This window comes from Acinetobacter sp. AOR43_HL, assembly GCF_027854635.1.
Classification (GTDB): Bacteria; Pseudomonadota; Gammaproteobacteria; order Pseudomonadales; family Moraxellaceae; genus Acinetobacter; species Acinetobacter pittii.
On the sequence record NZ_JAKTHX010000008.1, the window covers coordinates 187,442 to 199,944 of the forward strand.

Consider the following 12,503-nt stretch of genomic DNA (forward strand, 5'->3'; position numbering starts at 1 on the left):
CTTCTAATGCAAAAAGTTGCATATTTTTATATTTTTTAAAATTGACATGTGCTATTGTCAGTTATCGATTATGACTTGACATGCCCAATAACTCATTTAAATTAGAGTAATTGCTCTAAAATTCAAAGAACAGAGGTTAACCATGAACCAGATTGCTCAACCCATCACAATTCGCAATACCACCTTTAAAAACCGAATTATTAAAGGTGCAATGAGTGAAGCACTAGCAAATTATGAAGGCCAACCAAATGACTTACATTTGGGTCTATATGGTGCATGGGCAAAAGGTGAGCTTGGCTGTGCAATTACTGGTAATGTCATGGTAAATGCCAGCGCAAAAAATGAACCGGGTGTTGTTGTTATTGAAACTGAACGTGACCTAGAGCGCTTAAAAGAGTGGGCGGAATTAGGTAAAAAATATGGCATGGTTCAGTTGATTCAATTATCGCATCCAGGTCGTCAGTGTCCAAAAGGCTTAAATAAAGAGACTGTAGCGCCATCAGCGGTACCTTTTAGCCCAGCTTTAGCAACCATGTTTGGAACGCCACGTGAACTTACTCATGACGAAATTCTAGATATTATTAAACGTTTTGCGACAGCAGCTCACATTTGTGAAAAAGCAGGTTTTGAAGGGGTGCAATTACATGGTGCACATGGTTATTTAATTAGTCAGTTTTTATCGCCATTAACCAATAAGCGTATAGATCAGTGGGGCGGTTCAGTTGAAAATCGTACTCGTTTTTTACTAGAGGTTTATAAAGCGGTACGTGAAGCGACTTCAGATAATTTTATCATTTCAGTGAAACTTAACTCAGCTGACTTCCAGCGTGGTGGTATTAGCGAAGAAGATGTAATTTCAGTATTTAAAGCAGTGGATGAAGCTGGTATCGATTTAATTGAAATTTCAGGCGGTACTTACGAGGCACCAGCAATGGCTGGAGCTAAGGCCGACAAACGTAAAGCAAGTACGATTGCACGCGAAGCATACTTTTTAGATTTTGCAGAGAAAATCCGCCAGCATGTTAAGTGTAAACTCATGGTGACAGGCGGTTTCCGTACTGTAGAAGGTATGAATGCCGCACTTGAAAGTGGTGCATGTGACTTTATTGGTATTGCTCGTCCATTTGCAGTAGAAACTGATTTAACTGAGCGTTTAATTGCAGGGCAAGATGTTCGCTATGCAGTAAAACCAATTAAAACAGGCTTACCATTTGTCGATAAGATGGCAATTATGGAAATTATTTGGTATGCAGCTCAATTTAAAACGATTGGCAAAGGTAAAAAGCCAAATCCAAAACTTTCACCACTGGTAGTGTTTTTAAATTACGCCAAAGGCAATATTAAAGCTGTTGTACAAGGCCGCGTGAACTCACGTAAATCTGCGTAGATAAATTACCATGCAGTCGTCCAGTAAGCGTTAAATGTAGAAGCAGACCATCGGCCTTTAATTAAAGCATTGTTAAAGGCGGGTCTGTTTTCTATTTGGGCAAGATAACGGTGTATATGTTTAAATTGTCTGTAATTTGGTGAGCAAGCCAGTAATGGAAACCACATCAAAATATCAGCAGTAGTAAACTGATCTCCGGCAAACCATAATTGGTGCTCTAAATATTTATCAATCATACTCATCTGTCTTTGTAATGATTGATTGAGATAGCCTTGATCAAATCCATATTTTAAAAACTTTGGAATGAAACGGACCGGAAAAGGCGTACGCTTTACAATTTGGTGAAAGATTTGTTTGAGTACCAAATCGGGAATGAATGTCGCCTCAGAATAATTTTTCCAATAATAAAAATTTTGCAGTTGTTGGCTTAATAGGCTGTTCGGACCTAATTGTGGGTGTAAATGAGATAGGTAATCTAGGATTGCTGAGGTTTCAGCTAAGATAGAAGTCTTTCCTTGTTCAATAATTTCGATAGTTGGAAATTTTGATAATTGATGAGGTGAGTTTTTATCTTTGTCTATGCCTGAATGATCTTTAATAGTGAGCTCATAGTTGAGTCCTAATTCTTCTAAAAACCAAATAATGCGTTGAGAGCGTGAATTTTGTAAGTGAAATAATCGAATTTGCATGTCATCTTCAAATTATAGTTTTGACCTATTTTTAGTATAAGACATCATTTAATTTTTAAAAATATTAATAAATCAATAAATTATGTTTTTATACAAGAGCAGCTGAATAAAAAACCACTACCTTAAAAAAGCAGTGGCTTTTTAGTATTTGATATCCCTAGTGAGATTTTAAGCTAGGTTATCGCTGTGAAACGGCTGTCTATTAAATGTCTTTAAAGTTTAGAACGTATAGCTCATACCCAATTGAACAGTACGTGATTCACCCGGATATGCATATAGATTGAAAGCGCTTTCATCATAAACTTTATCAAAAAGATTTTTCAGATCTAAGTTAATACGAAGTTTTGGTGTCGCCTGATAATAAGAAACCAAATCTGTAACAGCATAACCTTTCATGGTGTAAGTACTATTGGCTGTTTGACCTGCACGCTTATCAATATATTTTTGATTAATGCCTAGACCTAAGCCTTGTAAAAGACCATCTTGAAATTCATAGATATTTAACAGATTAAAACTATTCTTTGGAATATTGGCTAAAGCGGTTCCTTTTTTCAAAGCATTGTCTTTAGTCACTTCTGCATCTGTATAGGCATATCCACCAATAATTTTCCAAGTTGGAGTGATTTGCCCTGCAATATTTAGCTCAATACCTTGGCTACGAACTTCACCAGCAGCAACTTTATAGGCTGAATCTACAGGATCGGGGGTTAAGACATTTTCTTTTTCTGCATAGAAAATCGCAGAGTCAACCGACAACATATTGTCGAGTGCTTGCCATTTAAAGCCTAACTCGTAAGCCATGCCTTCTTCTGGGTCAAAACCTTCTCCATTACGGCTAGCACCAGTGTTAGGTTTAAAAGATTTCGCAGCATTGCTATAGATTGAAAGGTCATCACGGGCTTTAAAAACTAAACCTAAACGCGGAATAAATGCGTCATGACTGGTATTCCAGTTTGCAGTATTCGGTAAAAGATTTTTGTAATCATGTTCGTAGTGCTCAAAACGCAAGCCCAGCAGTGCACTTAAACGCTCATTTAAATCGATTTGATCTTGTACAAAAAGAGCAGTTGTTTTTAAATTTTCACGGTCATGGGTCGTAATGTTTTTAAGCTCAGGTAGAGGTTGATCTAAAACTGGAACATAGATATTGATCGGGTAGTTATTTGACTTAGCATCTGAACGAATAATATATGACTTATAATCATAGTTTTCGTATTCAAGCCCAGTCACTAAAGTATGAGCTAGACCTAAAAGTTGGAAATTACCTGTTAGATTAATTTGGGCATCGGTATCTTGCCATTTTAATTCGCGATAGTTGTAATTTCGGTTTAAAGTTTCGCCGTCATCTTGAATGCCATTTGCCTCTACCGCATAGCCATGCAATTTACCATTTAAATATTGCACACCAGCATTTAGCTTCCAGTCATTCCCAAGGTCGTGCTCGACTCGTAATTGAGTCATATTGTTATCATTGTAGAGTCGGTTGTTGTATTTACCTGTTTCCCACAAATAGGTTTCGGGTGAACTATTAAAAGACTTCTGGCCTGCATAACGTGTTTGGCCACGATCAAGTGGATGCTGATTTCTTAAAATATCCGCTTCAAAAGTAACTTTGGTTGCGTCAGAAGCTTGCCATTGGATGACTGGTGCAATTCCATATCGTTTGGACTCGACATGATCACGATAACTATCACCACCTTCTGCAATTACATTTAGGCGATAACCTATATTTTCTGCATTTGGAATAGTACCTGTGGTATCTACCGTAGTGCGATATAAACCTTCACTGTTAAGCTGTGCGCCCAAAGTGGTTTGTTGCTCAGACGTTGGTGTTTTAGAAATTAAGTTAAACGTACCACCCGGGTCACCACGACCATATAAGCTAGAAGAGGGTCCACGTAAAACGTCTACACGTTCAATAGTGTTGCTATCTGGAGCATTTGGATAACCACGGTTAATTGGGAATCCATTACGATAAAATTCACCGCTAGTGAAACCACGAAGGTTAAAGCCTGTTAACCCTTGACCACCAAAGTTATTAGCACGAGTAACACCGCCAGCTAAATCAAGCGCTTCAATCAAACGTGTTGCGCCAATATCTTCAATTACTTTTTGAGTCACTACACTGACAGATTGTGGTGTATCTTTTAATGCGATTTCACTACGTGTTGCACTATTTGAACTATCGACTTTATAAGCTTGGTCGGCAGCTTCTTGGGCTTTAATCTTAATGGTAGCGAGCGTTGTTGAGGAATTATTGGTTTCTGCGAAAGCACTTGAGATACAGCAGAGTTGAGCGATGCTCAGGGAGAGGAGGCGAAGTTTAAGATCCATTTAAAACCTTGTTGATAATAAATATCAGTATAAAAATAAGAATTATTATATTGTAAATCTATGTAAAGGAAATACTAGATCGGTGATATATATGCACAAGTGTATTTTATTAGGAAATACAAATGGCAAAAAATTAAACAACAAGAATTGATTAGTTTAAATAATTATAAATTACAGACTAAAATAGAGTATCAAATACATAGAACAATAGCTTTTAAAATCAAATAAATAATTTATAGCTAGCTGTTTCTAATTGTATTTTTGAAAATCAAAATAGTTTTTATATTTATTTAGGGGAAATTCGATGTTTGCGATTGTTGGTATATTTTTAATAGCCATGATGATATTGGTAATTTTAAATGTTTTAAAGAAAGGGGAAAGCAAAAATAGAAATGCAAAACGTAACCCAATCAAGGGAAAGCGTATCATTACTATGAATGAACAACCTACTTTTATGAAACTAAAGGAAGCTTTGCCCGAACATATTATTTTGGCGCAAGTTGCTTTCAGTGCTTTTATGACAGCACAAGGATACGCGACGCGTAATTTATTTAATCGCAAAGTTGCTGATTTTGTTGTGTTGGATAAAGCGTTTAATATAGTTGCTATTGTTGAACTGGATGATTCTAGCCATAAGGGGAAAGAAAACCTTGATGCAGAGCGAGATGCTTTAATTCAAGAAGCTGGTTTTAAAGTTATACGCTATAAACGAACACCAGAATTGGCACAAATACATAGTGATTTTAATAGTGCATCGAGTTCATTAGCTCAAGTTTCAATAGAGCCAGATTTAACAAATACAAAGTTAGTTACTGATGCAATAATTATTGAGAGAGATGATCCACGTGTACAACCCACTCAATATATTGATGAAGTAAAGTTGAATTCTTGATTTTGAAAATAAGAAATTTATCTCATGGATGATATTTGAAGTGAGATAAAATAATTTGGATATAGGATTCTTTATAGATAGAAAGAATATGGCGTCCCTACGGGGATTCGAACCCCGGTTACCGCCGTGAAAGGGCGATGTCCTAGGCCTCTAGACGATAGGGACGTTGAGGATGGCGGTATCTTAAGAAGCCGCCACCAAACTGTCAAGGAGGTAAGGTGACAGTTTGTTCAAAATATAGCAAAACAGTTCAGCAGTCTTCTGAGTATCGTACAAAGCAGAGTGTGCTTCTTTGCCATCGAACTCAATTCCAGCTTGAATACACGCTTTCGCAAGCACGGTTTGTCCAAACATAACAGCACTTAAAGTAACCGTATCCATCACAGAAAAGCTATGAAATGGGTTTTGGTTTTTTGTACTTGTACGCGCAATTGCTGCTTGTACAAAACCAAGGTCAAAATGCGCATTGTGGCCCACTAAGACTGCATGTGTACAGTGTTGCTGTTTACGGACTTCATTCACCGATTTAAAAATACGGCGTAATGCAGTGCGCTCATCTTCAGCCATTGCAATACGCATTGGATTGAATGGATCAATACCAATAAAGTCCAGCGAACGACGATCGAGATTAGCCCCTTCAAACGGGTTAATATGTGCATGAAATGCTGGACCAGGGACAAATTGTCCCTGAGCATCATACACAATTGGAATGCACGCAATTTCTAGCAATGCATCTGTCTGGGCATTAAAACCTGCCGTTTCAACGTCAACAACAACAGGTAAGAAGCCACGAAAACGTTGGCCAATGACCGGGACAGAGGTTTCTTGTGTCACACTTTTCTCCATTGCAGCGTTTTCCCGGCATGCAGCGGGATAATTTTTTGATCATCTAAATAATCAAAAGATTCTGGAACGAGGTTATCTTCTTTTACCAAAGTAATCGTAGAAGTATTACGTGGTAGGCCGTAGAAGTCTGCGCCAAAGTGGCTAGCAAAACCTTCTAAACGTTCTAGTTTACCTACTTGATCAAATGCTTGAGCATAAAGTTCAATTGCATTAGGCGCACTATAACAGCCCGCACAGCCACACGCATTTTCTTTTGCATTTTGCGAGTGAGGAGCACTATCTGTACCCAAGAAAAATTTAGGGTTACCGCTCGTTGCAACTTCAAGCAAAGTGGTCTGGTGAGTTTGACGCTTTAAAATTGGTAAGCAATAGAAATGCGGTTTAATACCACCAACCAACATATCATTACGATTAAATAATAAATGCTGAGGTGTAATCGTTGCAGCCACATTGCGGTCTTGTTCTAAAACAAAGTGTGCAGCATCGCTTGTTGTGATGTGCTCAAGTACCACTTTAAGTTTTGGAAACTGTTTTAATAACGGTGATAAAACTTCATCTAAGAAGCGTTTTTCACGGTCAAAAATATCAACGTGGTTATGAGTCACTTCACCATGAAGTAATAACGGAACTTGATGCTCTTCTAGTTGCTCAATGACTGCATAAACTTTACGGATGTCACTTACACCGTTATCAGAATTGGTGGTCGCACCTGCTGGGTAAAGTTTAATGGCATTTACATGTCCAGATTCTTTAATTTTACGAACTTCATCTGGTGAGGTGAAATCAGTAAAATAAAGCACCATACGTGGGTCAAAATTAAGACCCTCTGGAACATGAGCAAGAATACGTTCACGGTAAGCCAATGCTTCTTCCACAGTTTTTACAGGTGGAACAAGGTTTGGCATACAGATCGCACGAGCAAATTGTTTGGCCAAATCGGGTACAGTACGTTTTAATGCTAAACCATCACGTAAATGTGCATGCCAGTCATCTGGCTGGAGCAGGGTAATAGAGTCCAAGGCAGTTCAAACTTCGAAATAAAACAAATGATAATCGATAAAGTGTGAAAATGGTAACGAGAATTACGGACAAATGGCAAAATAAAGCGCCAGAGGCCTTAAAAAATAATGTTATATTTTGTTAATGTGTGAGAGGCAGGAATCAAGTAGTGGCAAATAGGGGAAATGTACATGAATTACTCAAAGCAAAAGAAGAAATAGAATATTTAGTAACTCTACATACCCATCGTTATGCCAATATACCTTTGCCACATCAATTAGAAAAAAAATTCTGGTGTCTAAATCTTGAGCGAACTAAACAAAATATCTCAAAGTTCTTAGCAAGTGGCGTTTTAACCTATCTCATTTTTATATTGCTAGCTCTACCTACAGACTATTTGGTCATAGGGGTGCCTTATATTACTTGGGACTTTATTTACTGTTTACTTAGTGCAATTAATATTGCTTGTGCGCTACTGTTATTTTGGGTTTTTGCAAAGTTTAAAAAACTCACTGAATATTTTTATATCGCTGCGTGTGGCATTGTATTTTTGACCATTATTATCAATGCAATGTTGCTCCTTAGCGTAGAAAATGTCGCTCTTAAAAACCAGTCGATGTTATTACTTTCCTTCTTATATATGCTGGGTTTTATTTTAAGCGGAATAAAGCCTCTACATATGCTTTATGTGGGTTTAACAGCAGCCTTTTGTGTTTTTTCCCTACTGATTTTATGGCAAGCGAATTGTGATTTTATTGCTTTGGGAAGAGCGCTGTTTGGAAGTTGTATTTTAGGTTTTTCAATTAGTACGATGCTTACCTCAAGAGAAAGAAGCCTTTTTTTAAATAATCAGCTTGCTGAGCTGAACGAACAGATTTTACGTATTGAGGCATCTGAATTGCTTCATTTAAGCCAGCAGGATGCACTGACGAATATCTCAAATCGACGTACTTTTGATGAGATGTTCGACTTTTTTTACTATCGTGCAAAGCAAGAAAAGCGCCCATTGGCTGTTTTATTTATTGATATCGATTTTTTTAAAAATTATAACGATTTTTATGGGCACCAAATGGGGGATAAAGTCATCTCATCTATTGCCGCTGCAATTAAAAATTCGATTCGGCATGTTGATTTTGTTGCCCGTTATGGTGGAGAAGAGTTTGTGGTACTGTTGCCGAAAACACCTGCTCAAGGTGCCTATGCCGTTGCTGCAAATATTTATAAAGCGATTGAGCGACAAGCGATTCCTCATGCAGCATCTTTAGTCTCTAAGCATGTCACGATTAGTTTAGGTTTTACTGTTTATACAGAAGGTTTTAAAGTAAATCAGGACAAGTTAATTCATGCTGCGGATCAAGCTTTGTACCGAGCTAAGCAGCTTGGACGTAACCAGATTTATTATCAACCTTTGGAAGTGACAGAACTTGTTTAAACTCTAGCGCTTGGAATAAAAAAGCCACCTTTGTCGGTGGCTTTTTTATTAAGTAAGAAAATTATTTTTTCTTGCTATCGAGTTGTGGCACAGCAGAACCTTGACCGATTGAAAGCAAACCAGCATCTGTATAGATACCAAGTTTTGCACGTGTATCGGTAATGTCGAGGTTACGCATAGTCAACTGACCAATACGGTCCATTGGCGTAAACATTGAATCGCCTTTTTCCATTGTTAAACGTTCAGCTTCGTACGTTAAGTTTGGAGATTCAGTGTTCATGATGGTGTAGTCATTACCACGACGAAGTTCAAGAGTTACTTCACCAGTAATCGCTTTAGCAACCCAACGCTGTGCAGTTTCACGCAACATAAGTGCTTGAGAGTCGAACCAGCGGCCTTGGTAAAGTAAACGACCTAAACGTAAACCATTAATGCGGTATTGTTCGATCGTATCTTCGTTATGAATACCAGTAACCAAACGCTCATAAGCAATATGAAGAAGAGCCATACCCGGTGCTTCATAAATACCACGAGATTTTGCTTCGATAATACGGTTTTCGATTTGGTCAGACATACCTAAACCATGACGGCCACCAATACGGTTTGCTTCAAGAATAAGCTCAACCGGATTGTCAAAAGTTTGACCGTTTAATGCAACAGGTACACCTTCTTCAAAACGTACAGTCACTTCTTCTGGAGTAATTTCAACTTCATCTTTCCAGAAAGCAACGCCCATAATTGGGTCAACGATTTTGATACCAGCATTTAGGTATTCAAGATCTTTTGCTTCGTGAGTCGCACCCAACATATTTGAGTCAGTTGAGTACGCTTTTTCTTTTGACATTTTGTAGTCAAAACCGTTGTCGATCAGGAACTGTGACATTTCTGCACGGCCACCAAGCTCATCGATGAAGTTTTGATCTAACCAAGGCTTATAAATTTTAAGATTCGGGTTAGTCAACAAACCATAACGATAGAAACGTTCAATATCGTTACCTTTATAAGTTGAACCGTCACCCCAGATGTTTACGTCATCTTCTTTCATTGCGGTAACTAGCATTGTGCCTGTTACTGCGCGACCGAGTGGAGTCGTATTGAAATAAGGAACACCACCTGTACTGATATGGAATGCACCACACTGAATCGCAGCAATACCTTCAAGCGCAAGTTGTAAGCGGCAGTCAATTAAGCGAGCTTTTACAGCGCCGTATTGTTCTGCTTTCTTTGGAATTGCATCGTAGTCATCTTCATCAGGCTGACCTAAGTTTGCAGTATATGCATAAGGTTCTGCGCCTTTTTGTTTCATCCACAATAAGGCAGCTGAAGTGTCTAGGCCTCCGGAGAAGGCAATCCCAACTTTTTTGCCTACTGGTACATGCTGCAAGATAGTTGCATTATCAGTCATTGCTAATCCTAACATTTATGAAAAAGACCCCATATAGGCGGTCTTGAGAATTCTGAATGGCGGCTATTGTAGCACTATTCATGGTGCTTTTTTTCGCAAAAAAAGCATTAATTCACTTGTTCTGATTTGAAGTTTTAATTTGATAAAAAATATAAGGCTATTTATAGAATAAGAAGAAGTGAATGAAGTATTGTTCTTAAATAAATGGATTGACCATAAGCTCCGATAAATTTCTTTGCATGGTCATCCAAAATTATCAAAAAAGTATTAAAGTACTATGCAACAAGTTGCAAAAAATTATTGGGACGCAGCATGACAAGTTACGCCAATTTATTAAAACCATTACATCTAGGCTTTACCACTATTAAAAACCGTGTGGTGATGGGTTCCATGCATACGGGGCTTGAAGACCGTTTTTATAATTACCCAAAGCTGGCAGCTTATTTTGAAGAGCGTGCAAAAGGTGGGGTGGGCCTGATTGTGACTGGGGGGATTTCTCCAAACCGTCAAGGTTGGCTACTACCCATGGGTGGAACCATGAATGGTTTAACCGATATTCCACAGCACCGTCTGGTTACACATGCTGTGCATAAGCATGGTTCAAAAATTTTAATGCAAATTTTGCATGCTGGCCGTTATGGTTATCAACCTTTTGCAGTGTCTTCTAGTCCGATCAAATCGCCAATTTCACCATTTAAACCGCGTCAGCTTTCTGAAAAAAATATTTTAAGTACGATTGATGACTATGCACATTGTGCTGACATTGCCAAAAAAGCGGGCTATGACGGCGTTGAAATTATGGGCTCGGAAGGTTATCTCATTAACCAGTTTTTAAGCAGCCATGTGAACCAGCGTACTGACCGTTGGGGCGGTGAAATTGAAAACCGTATGCGCTTTCCGGTCGAAGTCGTAAAGGCGATTCGTGCAAAAGTTGGTGAAAAATTTATTATCTGTTTCCGCTTGTCGTTGCTCGATTTAGTTCATGACGGTAACACCATGCAAGAAGTTGTGACTGTTGCAAAAGCTTTAGAAAAAGCAGGTGTGACTTTATTAAATACTGGCATTGGTTGGCATGAAGCTCGTGTGCCGACCATTGTCACGTCTGTGCCTCGTGCCGCTTTTGTCGACTACACTGCTCATGTAAAACAGCATATTTCTATCCCGATTATTGCATCAAACCGCATTAACATACCTGAAACTGCCGAAGAAATTTTGGCAACTGGCAAAGCAGATATGGTTCAAATGGCGCGTCCTTTATTGGCCGATGCATTTTGGGTAAATAAAACTGCGACTAACCGCGTTGATGAAATTAATACCTGTATTGCATGTAACCAAGCCTGTTTAGACCATGCTTTTAAAAATAAGCGCGTATCTTGTTTGGTTAACCCTCGTGCAGGCCATGAAACTGAACTGGTCTATTTAAAGACTAAACAGCCTAAGCGAATTGCAGTTGTTGGCGGTGGAGTAGCGGGTATGTCGGCGGCAACTGTTGCGGCAAGCCGTGGCCATGCAGTGACGCTGTTTGAGGCAACTTCTGATGTGGGTGGTCAATTTAACTTTGCCAAAGTTGTACCGGGTAAAGAAGAATTCCACGAAACGATTCGTTATTTTAAAGTCCAGCTCGAAAAAACAGGGGTGGATGTACGTTTAAATACTCGAGTGAATCGCGAGCAGCTTGAACGCGAAGGTTTTGATGAAGTAATTGTTGCAACTGGTGTAATCCCTCGCGCATTAAAAATTGAAGGAAGTGACGCACCACAAGTCCTTTCTTATGCTCAAGTTTTGAAAGGGGCAGAAGTCGGGCAAAAGGTTGCAGTGATTGGTGCGGGTGGTATTGGTTTTGACGTGTCAGAATTTTTACTTAAACCGCCACATCAACCACAGCCTCAACCTTTGGCAGATTGGCAACGTGAATGGGGTGTAGACCCAGATCCGAACTATGTTTCTGAAGGTGGTATGCAGCCGCCAGAAGTTGAACCAGCAATCCGTGAAATTTATTTACTACAACGTAAAACCACACCACTCGGTATTGGCCTTGGCAAGACTTCGGGTTGGGTACACCGTGCACAGCTTAAAAAGCATGGTGTACGTATGCTGCGTGGTGTGCAATATAAAGCAGTCACTGATGAAGGACTTTGGATTGAGCACAATGGTCAAGACCAGCTTTTACGTGTAGATACTGTGGTGGTGTGTGCAGGTCAAGAGTCGGTAAAAGACTTGATGCCAAAAGAAGGTGAGTCGACTATAGCGAACTACCATATTATTGGTGGTGCAAAGCTCGCAGCAGAGCTAGATGCCAAGCGTGCGATCAAAGAAGGAGCAGAATTGGCTGCGCAACTGTAAAATTGATGAAACAATATGCACTTGAACACAAAGCGATGATATTTTTCTTGAATAAAATGAATAAGCTTTGTATTCTTACGCACATGGAAGCGTGGCAGAGCGGTTTAATGCACCGGTCTTGAAAACCGACGAGGGTGTGAGTCCTCCGTGAGTTCGAATCTCACCGCTTCCGCCAA

The 12,503-nt window shown here is 39.1% G+C and carries 9 protein-coding genes and 2 tRNA genes; 5 read left to right on the forward strand and 6 right to left on the reverse strand.

Annotated elements, in window-relative coordinates; all coding sequences use genetic code 11:
• Nucleotides 1-142 precede the first annotated feature (142 nt).
• Nucleotides 143-1,387 (forward strand): NADH:flavin oxidoreductase/NADH oxidase family protein, encoded by a 1,245-nt coding sequence (locus MKL33_RS05165; RefSeq protein ID WP_270906607.1) that lies wholly within the window; start codon nt 143-145, stop codon nt 1,385-1,387.
• Between the two features lie 5 nt (nt 1,388-1,392).
• Here the strand turns inward: MKL33_RS05165 and MKL33_RS05170 are convergent, their stop codons facing one another.
• Together MKL33_RS05170 and MKL33_RS05175 are read right to left on the reverse strand one after the other, a co-directional pair.
• Nucleotides 1,393-2,076, reverse strand: coding sequence for a glutathione binding-like protein (locus tag MKL33_RS05170; protein ID WP_069036849.1), 684 nt, complete (start codon nt 2,074-2,076; stop codon nt 1,393-1,395).
• Between the two features lie 219 nt (nt 2,077-2,295).
• Nucleotides 2,296-4,410 carry a TonB-dependent siderophore receptor gene (locus MKL33_RS05175; RefSeq protein ID WP_270906608.1) on the reverse strand — a complete coding sequence of 705 codons (2,115 nt, stop codon included), beginning with the start codon at nt 4,408-4,410 and terminating at the stop codon, nt 2,296-2,298.
• Nucleotides 4,411-4,714: 304 nt separating this feature from the next.
• Here MKL33_RS05175 and MKL33_RS05180 point away from each other — a divergent pair, with 304 nt between their 5' ends.
• On the forward strand, nt 4,715-5,302 hold the full coding sequence (locus MKL33_RS05180) for a DUF2726 domain-containing protein (protein WP_069036847.1): 588 nt from the start codon (nt 4,715-4,717) through the stop codon (nt 5,300-5,302).
• Nucleotides 5,303-5,391: 89 nt separating this feature from the next.
• On the opposite strand, the gene MKL33_RS05185 is transcribed toward MKL33_RS05180, so the two are convergent.
• From MKL33_RS05185 to pyrC, 3 genes are all read right to left on the reverse strand, one after another.
• Nucleotides 5,392-5,467, reverse strand: a tRNA-Glu gene (locus MKL33_RS05185).
• Nucleotides 5,468-5,485: 18 nt separating this feature from the next.
• On the reverse strand, nt 5,486-6,148 hold the full coding sequence (rnt, locus tag MKL33_RS05190; protein WP_002117536.1) for a ribonuclease T: 663 nt from the start codon (nt 6,146-6,148) through the stop codon (nt 5,486-5,488).
• On the reverse strand, nt 6,133-7,167 hold the full coding sequence (pyrC, locus tag MKL33_RS05195; RefSeq protein ID WP_005070491.1) for a dihydroorotase: 1,035 nt from the start codon (nt 7,165-7,167) through the stop codon (nt 6,133-6,135). Before pyrC ends, rnt begins: the two co-directional genes overlap by 16 nt.
• A gap of 149 nt (nt 7,168-7,316) precedes the next feature.
• Here pyrC and MKL33_RS05200 point away from each other — a divergent pair, with 149 nt between their 5' ends.
• The gene (locus MKL33_RS05200; protein WP_270906609.1) at nt 7,317-8,579 is read left to right on the forward strand and encodes a GGDEF domain-containing protein; all 1,263 of its coding nucleotides are present in this window, start codon (nt 7,317-7,319) and stop codon (nt 8,577-8,579) included.
• 61 nt (nt 8,580-8,640) lie between these two features.
• Here the strand turns inward: MKL33_RS05200 and argG are convergent, their stop codons facing one another.
• Nucleotides 8,641-9,999: an argininosuccinate synthase gene (gene argG / locus MKL33_RS05205; protein WP_014206117.1), complete on the reverse strand. Its 1,359-nt coding sequence runs from the start codon at nt 9,997-9,999 to the stop codon at nt 8,641-8,643.
• Nucleotides 10,000-10,296: 297 nt separating this feature from the next.
• On the opposite strand from argG, the gene MKL33_RS05210 reads away from it, so the two are divergent.
• Nucleotides 10,297-12,327: an NADPH-dependent 2,4-dienoyl-CoA reductase gene (locus MKL33_RS05210; RefSeq protein ID WP_270906610.1), complete on the forward strand. Its 2,031-nt coding sequence runs from the start codon at nt 10,297-10,299 to the stop codon at nt 12,325-12,327.
• An 85-nt stretch (nt 12,328-12,412) separates the two neighbouring features.
• Nucleotides 12,413-12,502 (forward strand) — tRNA-Ser (locus MKL33_RS05215).
• Nucleotide 12,503 lies beyond the last annotated feature (1 nt).

Bases quoted from the DNA above. Each gene is read 5' to 3' on its own strand.
- MKL33_RS05165 (WP_270906607.1), top strand. From the start codon at position 143: ATGAACCAGATTGCTCAACCCATCACAATTCGCAATACCACCTTTAAA.
- MKL33_RS05170 (WP_069036849.1), bottom strand. From the start codon at position 2,076: ATGCAAATTCGATTATTTCACTTACAAAATTCACGCTCTCAACGCATT.
- MKL33_RS05175 (WP_270906608.1), bottom strand. From the start codon at position 4,410: ATGGATCTTAAACTTCGCCTCCTCTCCCTGAGCATCGCTCAACTCTGC.
- MKL33_RS05180 (WP_069036847.1), top strand. From the start codon at position 4,715: ATGTTTGCGATTGTTGGTATATTTTTAATAGCCATGATGATATTGGTA.
- rnt (WP_002117536.1), bottom strand. From the start codon at position 6,148: ATGGAGAAAAGTGTGACACAAGAAACCTCTGTCCCGGTCATTGGCCAA.
- argG (WP_014206117.1), bottom strand. From the start codon at position 9,999: ATGTTAGGATTAGCAATGACTGATAATGCAACTATCTTGCAGCATGTA.
- MKL33_RS05210 (WP_270906610.1), top strand. From the start codon at position 10,297: ATGACAAGTTACGCCAATTTATTAAAACCATTACATCTAGGCTTTACC.